Here is a 15,807-nt window from a genome sequence, read left to right as displayed (position 1 = left end):
GTATGCATGACGATCACCAGGCAAAGCCTTTCCGACCAACGTGCGGCCGAGGTTGTCGGCATTCCGGAGCCCCAGCTGCCGCCCTGGCGCGCGGCGCCATGGCGTTACATCCTCGACCTCGACGGCACGCTGATCCGCAACGGGGCGGCATTGCCGGGTGCCGCCGCACTACTTGAGGCGTTGCAGGGCCGTTACGCCATCGTGTCGAACAACTCGACCGACACGTCGGTGGGCCTGTCGCGCAAGCTGCGCCGCATGGGCCTGGCGGTGGCGCCGGCGCAGCTGGTGCTCGCCGGCGAAATGACGGTGAACTGGCTGCGGCGCACCTCTCCCGATGCGCGCATGCTGTTGCTGGGCAGCCCCACACTGCGCCGCTATGCGAAGCGGATGGGATGCCGGCTGGTGGAGCAAGACCCTGACGTGGTGCTGCTCGCGCGGGACCCGCACTTCGACTACCGCAAGCTTTCGCTGGCGGTGAACGTGTTGCGCGCCGGCGCCCGGCTGGTCGTCACCAATCCCGATCTCAGCCATCCCGGCGACAACGGCACCCGTGTGCCGGAAACCGGTACGCTGCTGGCTGCGCTGACAGCCTGTGCCGAGGTGCGGCCTGAGTGCATCATCGGCAAGCCTTCTGCCGGCCTATTCAGGGAGGGACTGCGGCGCTTGCAGGCAAGTCCGGCGCAGGCACTGATGATCGGCGACAATCCGGTGACCGATGCCGTGGGCGCCATCGCGCTGGGAATGTCATTTCTGCTCCTTGGCACGGGGCCTGGTGCTGAGGCGGAGACCCCGGCGCAGCTGCTGAACACATGGTGTTCCGGCCGCAAGGCTCTGCACTTCAAGCTCAATAGCGTTTGAGCGACAGTATCTCGAAGGTGTGGCGAATCGTCTTGACCGCGCGCTCGTAGTCGGCCAGGGACAGGCAGGCGATCAACACATCGATGATCGCCAGCTGTGCCAGGCGGCTCGTCATTGCCTCCGTGCGGAACTGGGTTTCCCGAGCCATGGTCAGCAGCACCACATCGGAAAAGGCCTGGATCGGCGATTTGCCAAAGTTGGTAATGCAGATCGTGTGCGCGCCGGCTTCCTTGGCCAGCCGCGTCGCCGTTACGGTCTCGTGCGTGCTGCCGGAATGGGAAATGGTCAATACCGCGACCTCCGGCCCGGTCAGCGCGGCGCTGATCACCTGCACATGCGAATCGACCACGGCTTTGGCGTTCAGGCCGATACGGAGCATGCGGTAATGCGCATCCTCCGCGATCGGGGCTGCGCTGCCGATGCCGTAGATCTCGATGCGCTTGGCCTTCTTCAGGATGCGCACCGCGCGCTCCAGCGCGCCGACATCGAGGGTCGACTCGGTCTCCTGCAGGGCCTGCACATTGCTCTGGAAGATCTTGCGCACGACGGTCGCCGCCTTGTCGCCGGGCTCCAGGTCTTCGTGGATCAGCTGTACCGGCCGCACGATTTCCTGCGCGAGCGCGATCTTCAGCTGCTGAAAGCCTGTCGCGCCGAGCGTCTTGCATACGCCGACCACGCTCCCTTCACTGGCGCCGGTGCGATCGGCCACTTCGCTGACCGACATATGGACCACCTCCTCGGGATGGCTGGCGATAAAATCCACAATGCGCTGCCCGGTGGCACCCAGCGTGTCGCGGATGCTGGCGATACGCGTCACGATGGCGCTCAGCGCGTTCTGCGGCGCGCTGGCCGGGGGCTTCCTGGGGCCTTTCTTCTTGTCTGCTGGCATGGATCTTCTTCACTGGACGTCCGCTGCTGCGGACACATGCTCGCCATTGTAGAAGAACGCCGAACGCTTCCGGCAGACCCATGCGTGAGTACTGGCTCGCCTCACCAGCCATGGAAGCGCTCCCAGGTCGCCAACTGGCCGTCACCGGAGAGCGCCCGATATTCGGGGAACTGCGCACCCGTGGCACAGGCATGGTTCGGAAGGACGCGCAGCCGCGTGCCGAGAGGGAAGCGCTCGACAATGTCCAGGTCCGGCGCGGACTCGCATGACACGATCCCATGCTCCTGGTTGGCCTGGCTCAGCATGTACCCGGGGAGCACCGTGCCGTCCAGGGTGCAGACCTGACCATAGCCATAGTCCCGCTGCTGCTTCTGGGTGCCGCGATCGCGGCTCATCGCCATCCAGCCCGCGTCCACGATCGCCCAGCCTTTGTCGACCTGATGGCCGATCACCGTGGTCAGCACGCTCAGCGCGATGTCGTCGGTGGTGCAGACGCCGACGTTATGCATCACCAGGTCGAAGAGCACATAGACGCCGGCGCGTACTTCGGTGACACCATCGAGATGCACGGCGGCAAGCGCCGTAGGGGTGGAGCCGATGCTGACCACGGGGCAGGGCAGGCCCGCGGCGCGCAGGCGCTCAGCGGCGCCCACGCACCCGGCGCGTTCCTGCTCGGCCAGCGCGCTCAGTGCCTCGGGCGTGTCCAGTTCGTAGCTCGAGCCGGCGTGGGTCAGCACGCCCGCCAGTCGCATGCCGCCGTCGTGCAGCGCACGGCCGACGTCCAGCAGCGCGGGATCGCCGGGTCGGATCCCCGAGCGGTGGCCGTCCGTGTCGATTTCGATCAGCACATCGAACGCCTCGCCGTTGGCGTGGCCGTACGCCGCAATCGCCTGCGCCGAAGCGACGCTGTCGGTCAGCACTTTCAGGTCGCACCCGCGCCGCCGCAACGCCAGCGCCTGCGGCAGCCGATGCGCCGCGATGCCGACGGCATAGACGATGTCGGTGATGCCTTCAGCGAAGAAGTATTCGGCTTCTTTCAGCGTGGACACCGTAATGCCTTGCGCGCCGGCTGCAAGCTGGGCGCGCACGACCGGCGTGCATTTGGAAGTCTTGACGTGTGGGCGGAAGCGCACGCCCAACGCGTTCATGCGCTGCTGCATCCGGTCGATGTTGCGTTGCATGCGCGCCAGATCGATAACGGCCGCCGGGGTATCGAGGGAGTCGAGGGATGTGGACATGTCAGGCCGGATCGGCAATGGGTTCATTGGACCGCGCTGTGCTTGCGCATCAGACGGATGTGCGGCGTCCAGCTGGTCATGGCATCGAGCGGGACCACCGGGCGGGGCAGGCGTTTGAAGTCGAAGCGGGACAACACTGGCGATGTCAGCCCCGGGGCATCGACGCTGAAAATCTGCTCGGGGCCAAAGAACTGATCGAACGCCGCGCGGAAATGGCCACGCGATTTCACCACCACCGTGCGGGCTGCGGCGATATCGATGCCAAACATCTCGAAGAATGCGGGCTCGTGGCATTGATGGCGGTTGGTGATCACCACCACCTGCACGCCCCCCACGCGCAGCAGCGCCGACGGGCCCAGGTTAAAGCTGCACCCGGCCAACTGCCCCCGTCGCCCCACGCCTTGGCCCGAGTGCAGGCGTAGTACCGTGGCGGGGGCGCTGAAGGCGTCGGAGTACGCGGTGCTTTCGCCGCGGTTGAAGTGGGCGGTAAACTCAGCGCCCACGCCGAGGGCATGGGCCTGCGCGCTGAGCTGAGGGTCCGTGATCACACCGAGCACGGCATCGCGCACGCCGGCGCGCAATAGCGCCTGCAGCAGGAAAGGGGTATTGCCGCGCCCGCCGCCGCCGGGGTTGTCTGCGACATCGGCCAGCAATACGGGCGGGAGCGCGTGGTCCTCGCCAGCGGCCTTGGCCAGCGCGACCCCCTCGTCGAGGGATGTCAACTCGGGCGTGAAGGCGGCGCGGCCTATCCACGCTGGGGTTACCAGATCCTGGGCGGTCTGCCGCGCGAGATCGACATCGCCGCGGGTCGTGACGATGACCGTCATGCCGTTCTTCGGGGTGTCGCCGAAGGCGAATCCACCTACCACTGAAATATTGACGATGCGCGGGTCGGCCAGCGCCTCCGCTTGCGCGATCATGTCGGCGTACGGTCCGGTACCGGGCGCGGTCAATAGCTGGGTGGGGGGCGCGCAAACCGGCATGCGCACATGCGCCACGCAAAACCGCGCACCTTGCATCAGCTCGGTCAGTATGTCAGCCGCATCGGTGCCGCGTTCGGCCATGTCGGTATGCGGATTGCGGCGATAGGAAATCAGCGTATCCACCGCGTCGACCATGCGATCGGACACATTGGCATGCAGGTCGACGGTGGCGACGACCGGCACCGACGGTCCGACGATGGACCTCACCATCTCGAAGACCAGGCCGTCGGGATCATCCTCTTCGGTGGTGATGGCGGCACCGTGCTCGCAGATGTAGACGGCATCGAGCGGCAGCGCGGCGCGCAACTCCCGTTCAAAGATGGCGAGCGTCTCCATGAAGAAGGCGTGGTCGACCGGGCCACCCGACTCTGCATTGGCGAACAGGATCGGGACGGGCTTCCACTGCCCGCCGGCATCCATGCGGCGGACAAAGGCAGGGATCTCCGGCGTCATGGCTGGCGCGGGGGCGCGGGCATCCGACAGCAGCGCATCGCCGGCAAGATAAGCCCGCGACACGAAGTCGGCGCGCGTGGACACTGGAGCAAAACGGTTGGATTCAATGGCAAAGCCGAGAATCGCAATGCGGGGATTGGACATGGTCGGCGGAAAGCTCAGTTCTGCTTGGGGATCTTCGCGGCTTCCACCAGGTCGGCCCATTTCTTCTGCTCGCTGGCGATGAAGCGGATGAACTCTGCGCGGTTGCCGGTGGCTGCGACGGCGTTGGCATTGGCCAGATCCTGGCGCAGGCTATCGGTCTTCAGCACCTTTTCCAACGCCGTGCTGAGCTTGTCGACGATCGGCTGCGGCGTGCCCTTGGGAAACACCAGGCCGCCCCACGAGACATTTTCATAGCCCTTCAGGCCTGACTCGTTGAGCGTCGGCACTTCGGGATACAGCGCGACGCGCTCGCGGCTGGTGATCGCCAGCGCGCGCAGCTTCCCGCTCTTGACCAGTGGCCATGCCACCGACGCATTGGTAATGGTGTAATCGAGCCGGCCACCGGCGAGATCGGTCAGGGACGCCGGGTCTCCGTTGTATGGAATGAACAACACGTCGATGCCGGCCATCTTCTTGAGCAACTCGCCGCCCATGTGGCCGCTGCTGCCAGTGCCCGCAGCGGCGTACGACAGCTTGCCCGGGGATTTCCTGGCCAGTGCAAGCAACTCGGCCACGTTCTTGACTGGGGAATCGGCACGGACCACGAGCAAGTTATAGATCGAGAACATGCGGCCCACAGGCACAAAGTCCTGCCGCACATCGTAGGGAAGCTTGCTGAACAGCGCCGGATTGATGGCGAGGGTGTTGATGTTGCCATAGCCCAGCGTGTACCCATCCGGCTCAGCGCGCTTGACCTGCGCCATGCCGATGTTGCCGGCGGCGCCGGGGCGGTTGTCAACAACAAAGTTGGCGTGGGTTTCCCTGGCAAGGTGCGTCAGCACTACGCGGGTCAATACGTCGGCCGAGCCGCCGGCAGCGGAGGCAACGATAACGGTAACCGGCTTTTGGGGCCACGGGTTGTCGGCCGCCTGGGCGGAGGAAGCGAAGCTACAGGCAGCACTCAATGCGAGCGCTGTGAGGGCAGGGATGAGGCGCATGAAACCAACTCCGGACAAAAAGGGAAGGAATTGAGGTCCTTGACCGTCCGGTAGCGCATCACTGGCGTGCCGCGGGCAAGGCGCCGAAGCCGCGCGGCGGCTACGGTGACATCGTGAAAAGCAAGCGGCTCCTACATGGTGCAAACATCGATTAAAGCGTTACCACGACCACGGGATGCTGGAACCTACGCCGGTCGCGCCGGCCCGCTGATGGAGCAGGCGGGCGACGGTCAGGTCCTGCAGGGCGAGACCGGTCATGTCAAATACCGTGATGTCCGTCGGTTGCCGGTCCACACGGACCTTTCCCGTCAGCAGATCGCCCAGTTCGATGCACGGCGTATCGGAGGCCCATTGGGTTTCACCAATTTGGCGTGCCTGTGCCTGGTCGTCGACAAACAGGCGTACCCGCTGCAGCAGGCCCTCGGGCAGCTCGCGCTTGCCTTTGGTGTCGGCGCCGACGCAATTCAGGTGTGTACCTGGCCGCACCGCCTGCGTGTCGAACAAGGCGCCTGCTCCTGGCGTGGCAGTGATCACGATGTCGCTCTCCGACACGGCGACATTGCGGTCGGGCGCAGGCGAGATGTTGCAACGGTGCGCGAACTGCGCCTCGAAAGCAGCGTCGCGCTTGCCGTCCACCGTGGCATAGCGGACCTCGCCAAGTGCTGGCAACAATCGCAGCGCGAAGCTGAGCTGCACGCGCGCCTGGACACCGGTGCCGAACACGCACACGCGGGTACTGTCCGCCCGTGCGAGCTGCTGCAGCCCCAGGCCACCCGCGGCGCCGGTGCGCATGGTCGTGACCGCATTGCCGTCCAGCAGGCAGACGGGCCGCCCGGTAGCGGGATCGATCAGCATGATGGTGGCCTGGTGCGGCTCACCGCCAAGCTGACGGTTGTTGGGCCAGAATCCCGCGGCCTTGAAGCCCAGCAAGCCTTGTGCCTGCACATCTCCCGACTTGATGCCGAAGACGCCGCCGGTTACCAGGGGCTCGCGCACCACCGGGAAAACGCGGCCCTCACCCTGGCTATGCAGCACGAAGGCCTCGCGCACGGCTTGCAGGACGTCGTCGGGCAGTAGCAAGGACTGCACCTCGTCCTTGTCGAGCAGCAGCAGGCGCGCGTCACTTGGCATCGCTGTACACCGTTGCTCGCGATACACCCAGATGCATCGCCACGACCTCCATGGCCCGGCGCACCTCCATGCAACCCGATTCCTTGAGCTCGCGTATCAGCGCACGCCGGTCCGTCGCCTTGAGCGAACGGGGGGTGGTGGCGAGCCGCGCCGCAAACTGGTCAATGCGATCCCGGATGGCATCCGCGCCGACCGGATCGAGCGACTCGGTAACTCCTGCGGCCGCGCCGACCGTGCCGAACTGTCCCAGCATGGTCTGCAAACCACGAAACAGGGAGAGATCCACATTCAGGCACAGGGCCGCGATGTATTGCCCGCTGGAATCCTTGACGCCGATCGATGTGCTCTTGGCCTGGCGGCCATCGGCGAACTGGTTCGCATAGTTGGCGATGACTTGCTGGTATTGCGGATCGGCGATGCGGGCCAGGCCGAGTTCCGTGGCCGGGTCGCCAGGCTGGCGACCCGACAGGTTGTTATGGATGGCCAGGATGGCGTGCTTGGGATCCAGGAGGTCGTGGACAACGACCTCGCAAAACGGCGCCAGGGTCTCGCCGAGGCCCTGCGCCACTTGCTTGAGTTGATCGAGCAGCGCCTGCTGCTCCTTGGTTCGCTTCGTCATATGGACAGATTATCCAGAACTAGACGAAGAGTCAAGGGGGAAAATCCAGCGTGTTATGGAGCGCGCATGCGCCCGTCGCCGGTCAGGTGTTGGCCGAGCGGATCATATCGATCAGTTGCCGCAGGCCGGGCAGCGTCTGCCGTCGGCTGGGGTAGTACATCACCATCGGCGGACCGGTGACCGCCCATTTCGGCAGGACCACTTCAAGGCGGCCCGCAGCGATGTCGTCGGCCACGCGACGTTCGAGGCAGTACGCAAGCCCGACGCCGTTCAGCGCGGCATCGACGGCAGTGTCCGTCTCGTTGGCGCTTACCGGGCCAGGTACGTCGAGTTCGAGTGCGCGGCGTCCGTTGCCCAGCTCCCACCGATACAGCGAGTTGTCGCCGATGCGGATGCGGATGCACGCGTGGCGCATCAGGTCGTCTGGCTTCGTCGGCCGCCCACACCGCGCGAGGTATGCGGGAGACCCCACGATCACCCAGCGCAACGGTGGCGTCAGCGGCACGGCGATCATGTCGCCTGCGACCGTGTCGCCGTAGCGGATGCCGGCGTCGTAGCCGTCGGCAACGATGTCGATCAGGCGATCGTCGACGGTGATGTCGAGCTGGATCTCCGGGTACGCCTCGATGAATGCCGGCAGGATCGGGCCGATCAGCAGGCGCGATGCATCGCGCGGCACGTTGATACGCAGGCGGCCGACCGGCGATGTGCGGTAGCGATCGAGCTGATCGATGGCCGTGCCGATGGTCTCAAAGCCTTTGTCCAGCTGTTCCGCCAGCGCGCTGCCGGCCGCGGTCGGCACCACCGAGCGACTGGTGCGATTGAGCAGCTTCACGCCCAGCCGCGCTTCGAGATTGCGCATGGCGTGGCTTAGCGCCGAGGTCGACACCCCCAGTTCGACGGCCGCTTGCCGGAAGCTGCGGCGGCGGCAGATGGTGACGAACACATTGAGATCGGCAAGCTCGGTGCGGGTGAAGGCGGGCATGGCAGAGAGGTGGTGTGGCTTGCCTCAACGGTTCGTTGAATTCAGCTCAACGATATATGAGCTAGATTGTACGCGCTTCGTGCGGTGGCCGAGCGCAGTCCCAACGCGCAGTCCAACGCTCGCAGGCAACCATCTATTGGAGTCATTGAGTATGAATGTCGAGACGATACGAATTGAAGGCATCCCGGTTGCGGTATCGCGCATTGCGCTGGGCACATGGGCGATAGGCGGCTGGATGTGGGGCGGAACCGACGACACCGCCTCCGTGGCGACGATCCACAGCGCGCTCGACCAAGGCATCAATCTGATCGACACCGCACCGGTGTATGGCTTCGGCCATTCAGAGGAAGTGGTCGGCAAGGCGCTTGATGGCATGCGCCAGCAAGCGGTGATCGCGACCAAGGTTGCGCTCGAATGGGGCGATGGCGGCGTGCGGCGCAACGCCACCCCGGCGCGCATCCGGCAGGAAATCGAGGATTCACTGCGCCGCTTGCGCACTGATTACATCGACCTGTACCAGGTGCACTGGCCGGACACGCTGGTGCCGTTCGAAGACACCGCGGCCGAACTGGAGAAGCTTCGCGCCGAAGGAAAGATCCTGGCTGTCGGCGTCAGCAACTATTCTCCCCGGCAGATGGACGCGTTCTCTGTGGCAACACAACTCGCGGCAGTCCAGCCCCCTTACAACCTGTTCGAGCGCGCGATCGAGGCTGACGTACTGCCATACGCGCGCGAGCAAGGCCTTGCCGTGCTGGCTTACGGTGCGCTCTGCCGCGGCCTGCTGTCCGGGCGGATGAACGCGTCCACCACATTCGACGGCGATGACCTGCGCAATGCGGACCCCAAGTTCCGGCAGCCGCGTTTCGCGCAGTACCTGGCGGCGGTCGATGCGCTCGCAGGTCTTGCTCGCGAGCGCCATGGCAAATCGGTGCTGGCGCTGGCGATCCGCTGGATCCTCGACCAGGGACCGACGATTGCGCTGTGGGGCGCGCGCCGCCCCGACCAGCTACGCGGCATCGGCGACGCATTCGGATGGAAGCTGAGCGCACAGGACATGGCCGACATCGACGCGTTGCTCGCACAGCATGTGACCGATCCGGTCGGCCCGGAATTCATGGCGCCGTCGCTGCGGTAGCACGGCCGTTCAACATCAGGAGATTCATCATGCAGATCGGATTTATCGGCCTTGGCGCGATGGGCGCAGCCATGGCCATGAACCTTGTCGAGTCAGGGTTCAAGGTGCAAGTCTTCAACCGCAATCCCGGGCGTACCGAGCCCCTGCGCAAGGCAGGGGCCACGGTCGCGGCAAGTCCCGCGCAGGCTGCGGATCAGTCCGACGTTGTCTTTTCGATGGTGGCCGATGACACCGCCCTGATTGCGGTCACGCTTGGCGAGGCGGGGATCCTCGCCGGCCTCAAGCCGGGCGCGCTGCATATCTCGCTCAGCACGATCGGCGTGGAAACGGCGCAGGATCTCACCGTCCGGCACCGTGTGGCCGGTTCTGGCTTTGTCTCGGCGACTGTGTTCGGCCGGCCCGACGCCGCCACCGCGCGCAAGCTCTTCATCATGGCCGCAGGCGCTGACGAGCATCTGAAAGTCGCCGTGCCGCTGCTGGAACATCTTGGGCAGTCCGTCGGTATCGTTGGCGCAGACCCTTCGCAGGCCAACCTCGTGAAGCTGATCGGCAATTTCATGCTGTCGGTGATCATCGAGACCCTGGGCGAAGCCTGCGCGGTGGCGGGCAAGGCAGGGATCGACCCGGAGCACCTGGTCGGGCTGCTGACGAACGCGAACTTCAACGCGCCGCCGTACAAGATCTATGGCCCGATGATCGCCTCGCAGCGCTTCCAGCCGGCGGGCTTTGCGCTGCCGCTGGGCCAGAAGGACAATCGGCTGATGCTGGCGGCTGCCGAGGCGCTCGGGGTTCCGTTGCCGCTTGCCAGCCTGGTTCGCGATCGCTTTCTCGCCGTACGCGCGCAAGGCATTGGTGCTGAGCACGACTGGTCTGCCGTGGCACTTTGCTCGTTGACCGAAGCCGGGATGCGCAAGCACGCTTAGCGTCCGTAAGGCGAGTCTGTCATGCGTGATTTGCAAGGGGTGTGGGAGGCTCCTTCCACCACATGTGGAAGGAGCCTCCCGATGCTGGCCGGCCGATGCCTCTGACGCGCGCCCGTCGCCTCACGGATCAATCACCGACAGGTAAGCCGCAGCCTCTTCAATCTGCCGCTCGTTCAGCGTGGCCGCCACGGCCGTCATTGTCCCCGGCACTGGGGTTCCTGCCTTCGCGCGGGCCTGGAACTCATGGAGCCGGTTGATGATAAATGCCGCCGGTTCACCGGCAATGCCAGGGTAGCGCGCGCCGTTGCCTTTTCCATTGGCCGCATGGCAGGTGAAGCAAGCGGGAACGTCCGGAGCGGCTCCCAGCTCGGCCAGTCGCTTTCCGGCCATCACCAGAGCGGGCGGAGGAGGGTGTGCACCCTCGACACGCGGAGGATGCTGGGCTGAAAAGAACACCGCGAGGCTGCGTATCTCGCCGTCGGAGAGGTCGTGCGCAACGCTTTGCATGACAGCACTCGCACGGGTTCCTGCCTTGAACATGGACAGTGCATGCGCAAGATAGTCCGGATTCATTCCCGCAAGCCTAGGTGCGCCAGTTGCCGTACCGGCTCCTAAGACGCCATGGCACGAAACACAACTGGCAAGGGAGGGCGCTGGCGTACTGAGTGCGGGATCGGTCGCTGTGACTGCGGATTGCGCATGACAGACGCCGGAAACTGCGATGAGCGCTAGCAAACCAAGCCGCAAGCGGCTGCGTCCCGGGCTGGGAGGGTAGTGGCCGGTCATGTGCATCCTCCCGATATGGCGGTCGTAAGCGTTGTCAGAACAATGATTCGGCACGACTATGCAGGAGCAATACTGACAAATGAGCGCTGAGACAATTACGAAATTGTCATGCCAAATGCGGTCAGGCGTGGCCGTCTCGGCCGAGCGTCGGAAGTTCCACTCCTCAAGTCACGAAGAAAATTTCATCCGGGCCGGAATAAGCAGTGGCCCCGACTCGTCTACCTTGCAACGGCCCTCATTTTTGGGCTCTCGACGACGAGGAAAAAATGACGATCTTCCACCGCTCATGCCGATTGCGGGCGCTTGCCTGGGGCGCCCTGGCGTTGATGGCGCCACTGTCCATATCGGTTGCTGCCGCGACGCAAGCCGGGTCAGACGAAGAGAAGTTCATGGCTGAGAACAATGCCGCCATGACAAAGATGATGGATGGCATGGCTGTCAAGCCTGGCGGGAACATTGACGAAGATTTCGCGGCCATGATGATCCCGCACCACCAGGGTGCAATCGACATGGCAATGTCTGAACTGCGCTACGGGAAAAATGTGCAACTCAGACGCATTGCGCAGGAAATCGTCATAGAGCAACTGCAAGAAATCGCTGCGATGCGCCTCGCGCTCGGGCAGCCACTCCCTCCTTCCGAGCCGGCGCCTACTCAGGCAACTGGCTCCAGTCAATCCCTCCCGCAACCGGTCTCCCACGACCATTCCGCGCACACGCACTGACAGCAAGGCCAAGCCATGAATCGAAACCCTTTCAGAAATGCCCTGTACCTCACGCTCCTTCTCGGCGTGGCCGGGCCAACGTTCGCCGGGCAAGCGCCAGGCGCATTAAGCGCCCCGGATGTGCCCGTCAGCCACCGGGACCGCATCTATGCTGCCGAGCAATTCTCAAATACTGTTTCGGTCACGGATCCGGCTGACAACAAGCTCCTGGGCGTCATCCGGCTGGGCGACCCCGCGCCGGGCAATTTCAGCCCGCTGTACCGCGGCCAGGTCCTCGTCCATGGTATGGGCTTTTCGCCCGACCACCGGACTCTGGCGGTTGTGTCCATCGGGTCCAACTCAGTTTCCTTCATCGACACGGCCAGTAATGCCGTCAAGCATGTGACCTATGTGGGGCGCTCGCCCCATGAGGCGTTCTACACCCCGGATGGCAAGGAAGTCTGGGTAACGGTTCGCGGCGAGAACTACATTTCCGTCATTGACGCCAAGACCTTTGAGGAGAAGACTCGCATCACTGTTGCCGCGGGTCCAGGCATGCAGATCTTCTCGCCAGATGGCAAGTACGGCTACATCTGTTCGTCGTTCAACCCGGAAACATCCGTCGTGACCGTCGCCGACCACAAGGTCGTGGGCCTTGTGAAGCAGGAAAGCCCCTTCTGTCCCAATATCGCTGCCACGCCTGACGGCAAACAGGTATGGTTCACCCTTAAGGACATCGGCAAGGCCCAGGTTTTCGAAGCCCGGCCCCCGTTCCGCCTGATCAAGACCCTCGAAACCGGCCCTATTACCAACCATGTGAACTTTGCGCACACGGCAGCGGGCACGTTTGCTTACATCACTGTCGGAGGCTTAAATCAGGTCAAGGTCTTCCGTACGGATGATTTTTCGCAGGTCGCGACCATCCCTGTAGGAAGCCTGCCACATGGAGTCTGGCCCTCCGGCGACGGGACCCGTGTTTACGTCGGTCTTGAGAATGCGGACAACCTTGCCGCCATTGACACAGCCACCAACAAGGTGATTGCCAATGTACCGATAGGTCAAGCACCACAAGCCATTGCCTATGTTCCCAATGCTGTTCCCGAAGGGACGGGGACCCAAGGTCTTCAGCCGCTGGGTGTGGCGGGACAAACCACACAGTTGAAGCTGGTGCATGTTGCCGATGGCAAGCCAGTGGTCACAGACAACCCTCCAACGAGTGTTACGCTGTTTGATCAGGGCTTGCTCCAGGTGCTACAGGCGTCCGCTAGCGGGCTGCAACCTAAACAACCTTATGTGCTCGCGCTAAGCAGCCGGTCCGACGGTGCCAGCACGTTGGAGCCTCTCGCCACCTTCATGACGAACCCGGCGGGCTCGGCCATCGTCAATGCGATCGGCCCCATCCGGCAGATCGTACAAGGGGTTGCGAGCGCCGAATCGCGGCGCTACCTGGTCATCGCCCCGTCTGAGAACGGCAAGCCCGCGGCCCCCGTCCAGGTGCAGGCGTTGTAATCGATGGACCGTCCGCGCGGCAGGCTGCGAAGGTATGATGCGCGGACGCCGTATTGCCACCCGTTGGCTACACGTAACGGAAAAGGACATCGCAGTGAAGGACATGTTGCTCCAAGTCGAGCCGATGATCCCGGCGCTGCGCCGCTATGCGCGCGCACTGTTGCGCGACACGACCGCCGCCGATGATTTGGTGCAGGACTGCCTGGAGAGAGTCATCACCTACTGGAACAGCCGCCGCAACAACGATGACACGCGTAGTTGGGTCTTTGCCATCCTGCACAATCTGGCAATGACTGCCTTGCGCAAGCATGCCGGCACCCAGGGCATGCACGTCGCCATTGACGACGTGGCCGAATCCCAGATGGTCGCGCGCGCCACTCAGGAGGACGCGCTGCACTACCGTGACCTCATGAGCGCGCTCGACGCCCTTCCTGCGGAGCAGCGTAGCGTCCTGTTGCTGGTCTCGGTAGAAGACATGTCGTACGCGGATGCTGCCCGCGTGCTGGACATCCCCATTGGCACCGTGATGTCGCGCCTGTCGCGCGCGCGGGAAAAGCTTCTGAGAATCATGGCTGCCGGTGTGCCAGCGGCAGCCCCTATGTCAGTATTGCGGAGGGTCAAATGAGCGAGAATCGGCCCGTGCAGGAAGAAGACCTGCAGGCCTATGTGGACAACGCTCTGGACGACACACGTCGACGCGAGATCGAAGTCTACATGCGCCATCATCCGGACGTCGCTGGTCGCATCGAGGGCTATATCGCGCAGCGCGAACAATTGCGTGCGTCGCTTGCCCCGATCGTCCACGAGCCCATCCCGCCGGAACTGAACTTGCGCCACATGCTCGAGGCTCGCCGCACACGGTCCGGCGGCCCCTGGCGAATGGCAGCTTCCGTCCTTGTCGCCCTCTGCATAGGCGGCGTGGGCGGCTGGATCGGGCGCGGTGCAACCGAGCCAGCGCCCGGCGGCATCGCTGCCCTCGCGCGCGAAGCCACGGCCAGTTACCAGGTCTTCGCCTCTGACACTACCCGGCCAGTGGAGCTTAGCGCGGATGACAGCGCTGCGCTGGTCAGTTGGGTATCCACGCGCCTGCGGCGTCCGGTCTCCCTGCCGGATCTCAGTAAGGCTGGCTATCACTACATGGGTGGGCGCCTGGTGGCAACTGAGCATGGGCCGGCCGGCCTCTTCATGTATGACGACGGACACGGGACGCGACTGGCCATGCTGGTGCGCCCCATGCAGGTCGAACGGGACATGCCCATGAAGGCGCACGAACAGGCCGGCGTTGCGGGATACTCATGGGCAGACCAAGGGCTGGGCTACAGCCTGGTCGCATCCGCTTCCACCAGCGGGCTGCATCCACTGGCCGATGAAATGCGGCGGCAGATTGACCAACAGGCCGCAAAGGCGGCGCCTACCTGAGAAGGCGAATGGGAATATTGCGCGCAAGGTAGCGCGAATCGTCCGCATTCGTCAGGACACATTCTGTCGCCTGCATGTTTTCGCGCAGACGCCGATCAGAATGAGCGGGAACCTGCTTTCGTGAGGGAGCGATCGGACCCACCAGGCAAAACGCCCTTCAAGCCTGAGCTCGAAGGGCGTCATGCGCTTTGCATGACGCGCCTGGCAGGCGCTTAGTTCTTCGATGTGGCGGCCTTCTCGATGAGCGCCGCAACGGCAGCTGGCTTCGACTCATACACGGCATGGCTGCCCGGAGATTCCACTACCGTGGCGCCGGCACGCTTGGACATCGCGCGCTGGGCGTCCGGTGGAATCATCTTGTCGTTCTTGGCGACCAGGTACCAGCTCGGCTTCGCACGCCAGGCAGGGGAGGTGACTTCACCCGCCAGCGCTTCCACGCCCCATGGCACTTGTGCGTTCGCCAGGAAGGCGGCCCGTTCAGCTTTCACGTCGCCGGCGAAGGCCGCAGCAAACTTCGCCTTGTCCAGCATCAGGAAGCCATTGACCGGCGGCAGGATTGGCGGAACCGGAGCGCCAGGAGCGGGATTCGCGATGAGTTTTTGAACGGATTCGCCTTGGTCCGGGGCGAACGCCGCAATGTAGACCAGGCGCGAGACTTTGGCGTCGTTGCCGGCCTCCGTGATGACCACGCCCCCGTACGAATGACCCACCAGAACCACGGGGCCGTCTTGCGCGTCCACCACCGCTTTGGTGGCTGCCACGTCGGCCGCGAGCGACGTCGTGGGATTTTGAACGACGCTGACGTTGTAGCCCTTGGCCTTCATGAGCTTGTAAACGGCTTCCCAGCCACCACCGTCGACGAAGCCCCCGTGGACGAGCACCACATTGTTGACACGCTCAGCGGCTGCCGGGCTTGGCGTCATGACGCCGACGGTCAGCAGCGCAGCACCCAGCATGCCAAGAAGGGGACGCCAGGAAGAGAAGGAATTGGGTCGCATCTGATACCTCTTCAATAATGTGTGATGGAAGTGTGTTC

16 protein-coding genes are annotated in these 15,807 nt (G+C 64.1%); 7 read left to right on the top strand and 9 right to left on the bottom strand.

Translation table 11 applies throughout. From position 1 onward, the window contains the following. The first annotated feature begins 6 nt into the window (after positions 1 to 6). Positions 7 to 858, top strand: coding sequence for an HAD-IIA family hydrolase (locus ACW4E8_RS17840; RefSeq protein ID WP_456805722.1), 852 nt, complete (start codon positions 7 to 9; stop codon positions 856 to 858). Here the strand turns inward: ACW4E8_RS17840 and ACW4E8_RS17835 are convergent. The 7 genes from ACW4E8_RS17835 to ACW4E8_RS17805 all read right to left on the bottom strand — a co-directional run bounded on the left by ACW4E8_RS17835 (position 845) and on the right by ACW4E8_RS17805 (position 8,259). Then, on the bottom strand, positions 845 to 1,678 hold the full coding sequence (locus ACW4E8_RS17835; protein WP_456805821.1) for a MurR/RpiR family transcriptional regulator: 834 nt from the start codon (positions 1,676 to 1,678) through the stop codon (positions 845 to 847). The genes ACW4E8_RS17840 and ACW4E8_RS17835 overlap by 14 nt on opposite strands. A 170-nt stretch (positions 1,679 to 1,848) precedes the next feature. After that, positions 1,849 to 2,985, bottom strand: a complete 1,137-nt coding sequence (locus ACW4E8_RS17830) for a DSD1 family PLP-dependent enzyme (RefSeq protein ID WP_456805721.1) — start codon at positions 2,983 to 2,985, stop codon at positions 1,849 to 1,851. 23 nt (positions 2,986 to 3,008) lie between these two features. Further along, on the bottom strand, positions 3,009 to 4,565 hold the full coding sequence (locus ACW4E8_RS17825; protein WP_456805720.1) for a M81 family metallopeptidase: 1,557 nt from the start codon (positions 4,563 to 4,565) through the stop codon (positions 3,009 to 3,011). Between the two features lie 14 nt (positions 4,566 to 4,579). Beyond that, on the bottom strand, positions 4,580 to 5,563 hold the full coding sequence (locus ACW4E8_RS17820; RefSeq protein ID WP_456805719.1) for a Bug family tripartite tricarboxylate transporter substrate binding protein: 984 nt from the start codon (positions 5,561 to 5,563) through the stop codon (positions 4,580 to 4,582). 159 nt (positions 5,564 to 5,722) lie between these two features. Beyond that, positions 5,723 to 6,694, bottom strand: coding sequence for an ornithine cyclodeaminase family protein (locus tag ACW4E8_RS17815; RefSeq protein ID WP_456805718.1), 972 nt, complete (start codon positions 6,692 to 6,694; stop codon positions 5,723 to 5,725). Then, positions 6,684 to 7,313, bottom strand: a complete 630-nt coding sequence (locus ACW4E8_RS17810; RefSeq protein ID WP_456805717.1) for a helix-turn-helix transcriptional regulator — start codon at positions 7,311 to 7,313, stop codon at positions 6,684 to 6,686. The genes ACW4E8_RS17815 and ACW4E8_RS17810 overlap by 11 nt, the downstream gene beginning before the upstream one ends. An 82-nt stretch (positions 7,314 to 7,395) precedes the next feature. Further along, positions 7,396 to 8,259 (bottom strand): LysR family transcriptional regulator, encoded by an 864-nt coding sequence (locus ACW4E8_RS17805; protein WP_456805716.1) that lies wholly within the window; start codon positions 8,257 to 8,259, stop codon positions 7,396 to 7,398. Here ACW4E8_RS17805 and ACW4E8_RS17800 point away from each other — a divergent pair. Next, the gene (locus ACW4E8_RS17800; RefSeq protein WP_456805715.1) at positions 8,246 to 9,433 is read left to right on the top strand and encodes an aldo/keto reductase; all 1,188 of its coding nucleotides are present in this window, start codon (positions 8,246 to 8,248) and stop codon (positions 9,431 to 9,433) included. The two genes, ACW4E8_RS17805 and ACW4E8_RS17800, sit on opposite strands and share 14 nt — an antisense overlap. 29 nt (positions 9,434 to 9,462) lie before the next feature. Beyond that, a complete protein-coding gene (locus tag ACW4E8_RS17795) occupies positions 9,463 to 10,356 on the top strand; it encodes an NAD(P)-dependent oxidoreductase (protein ID WP_456805714.1) in 894 nt (297 codons plus the stop codon). Positions 10,357 to 10,476: 120 nt separating this feature from the next. Here ACW4E8_RS17795 and ACW4E8_RS17790 read toward each other — a convergent pair whose 3' ends face one another. Next, positions 10,477 to 11,142: a c-type cytochrome gene (locus tag ACW4E8_RS17790; RefSeq protein ID WP_456805713.1), complete on the bottom strand. Its 666-nt coding sequence runs from the start codon at positions 11,140 to 11,142 to the stop codon at positions 10,477 to 10,479. 266 nt (positions 11,143 to 11,408) lie between these two features. Between ACW4E8_RS17790 and ACW4E8_RS17785 the strand changes: the two genes are divergently transcribed. The 4 genes from ACW4E8_RS17785 to ACW4E8_RS17770 all read left to right on the top strand — a co-directional run bounded on the left by ACW4E8_RS17785 (position 11,409) and on the right by ACW4E8_RS17770 (position 14,771). After that, entirely contained in the window at positions 11,409 to 11,864 is a 456-nt protein-coding gene (locus ACW4E8_RS17785; RefSeq protein WP_456805712.1) for a DUF305 domain-containing protein, read from the top strand. Positions 11,865 to 11,879: 15 nt separating this feature from the next. Then, positions 11,880 to 13,352, top strand: a complete 1,473-nt coding sequence (locus ACW4E8_RS17780; RefSeq protein ID WP_456805711.1) for a YncE family protein — start codon at positions 11,880 to 11,882, stop codon at positions 13,350 to 13,352. A 103-nt stretch (positions 13,353 to 13,455) separates the two neighbouring features. Beyond that, complete coding sequence (locus tag ACW4E8_RS17775) at positions 13,456 to 13,977, top strand: RNA polymerase sigma factor (RefSeq protein ID WP_456805820.1); 522 nt, start codon at positions 13,456 to 13,458, stop codon at positions 13,975 to 13,977. After that, positions 13,974 to 14,771, top strand: coding sequence for an anti-sigma factor family protein (locus ACW4E8_RS17770; protein WP_456805710.1), 798 nt, complete (start codon positions 13,974 to 13,976; stop codon positions 14,769 to 14,771). The genes ACW4E8_RS17775 and ACW4E8_RS17770 overlap by 4 nt, the downstream gene beginning before the upstream one ends. A gap of 212 nt (positions 14,772 to 14,983) precedes the next feature. Here ACW4E8_RS17770 and ACW4E8_RS17765 read toward each other — a convergent pair whose 3' ends face one another. Continuing rightward, positions 14,984 to 15,769 (bottom strand): alpha/beta fold hydrolase, encoded by a 786-nt coding sequence (locus ACW4E8_RS17765; RefSeq protein WP_456805709.1) that lies wholly within the window; start codon positions 15,767 to 15,769, stop codon positions 14,984 to 14,986. Positions 15,770 to 15,807 lie beyond the last annotated feature (38 nt).

The sequence above is a fragment of the Cupriavidus sp. CP313 genome (genome assembly GCF_054072015.1).
Note: the sequence above shows the minus strand (reverse complement) of the source record. Positions and strands in the feature narration are given on the sequence as shown.

Bases quoted from the DNA above. Each gene is read 5' to 3' on its own strand.
- ACW4E8_RS17840 (WP_456805722.1), top strand. From the start codon at position 7: ATGACGATCACCAGGCAAAGCCTTTCCGACCAACGTGCGGCCGAGGTT.
- ACW4E8_RS17830 (WP_456805721.1), bottom strand. From the start codon at position 2,985: ATGTCCACATCCCTCGACTCCCTCGATACCCCGGCGGCCGTTATCGAT.
- ACW4E8_RS17825 (WP_456805720.1), bottom strand. From the start codon at position 4,565: ATGTCCAATCCCCGCATTGCGATTCTCGGCTTTGCCATTGAATCCAAC.
- ACW4E8_RS17820 (WP_456805719.1), bottom strand. From the start codon at position 5,563: ATGCGCCTCATCCCTGCCCTCACAGCGCTCGCATTGAGTGCTGCCTGT.
- ACW4E8_RS17815 (WP_456805718.1), bottom strand. From the start codon at position 6,694: ATGCCAAGTGACGCGCGCCTGCTGCTGCTCGACAAGGACGAGGTGCAG.
- ACW4E8_RS17810 (WP_456805717.1), bottom strand. From the start codon at position 7,313: ATGACGAAGCGAACCAAGGAGCAGCAGGCGCTGCTCGATCAACTCAAG.
- ACW4E8_RS17800 (WP_456805715.1), top strand. From the start codon at position 8,246: ATGGTGACGAACACATTGAGATCGGCAAGCTCGGTGCGGGTGAAGGCG.
- ACW4E8_RS17795 (WP_456805714.1), top strand. From the start codon at position 9,463: ATGCAGATCGGATTTATCGGCCTTGGCGCGATGGGCGCAGCCATGGCC.
- ACW4E8_RS17790 (WP_456805713.1), bottom strand. From the start codon at position 11,142: ATGACCGGCCACTACCCTCCCAGCCCGGGACGCAGCCGCTTGCGGCTT.
- ACW4E8_RS17785 (WP_456805712.1), top strand. From the start codon at position 11,409: ATGACGATCTTCCACCGCTCATGCCGATTGCGGGCGCTTGCCTGGGGC.
- ACW4E8_RS17780 (WP_456805711.1), top strand. From the start codon at position 11,880: ATGAATCGAAACCCTTTCAGAAATGCCCTGTACCTCACGCTCCTTCTC.
- ACW4E8_RS17775 (WP_456805820.1), top strand. From the start codon at position 13,456: ATGTTGCTCCAAGTCGAGCCGATGATCCCGGCGCTGCGCCGCTATGCG.
- ACW4E8_RS17770 (WP_456805710.1), top strand. From the start codon at position 13,974: ATGAGCGAGAATCGGCCCGTGCAGGAAGAAGACCTGCAGGCCTATGTG.
- ACW4E8_RS17765 (WP_456805709.1), bottom strand. From the start codon at position 15,769: ATGCGACCCAATTCCTTCTCTTCCTGGCGTCCCCTTCTTGGCATGCTG.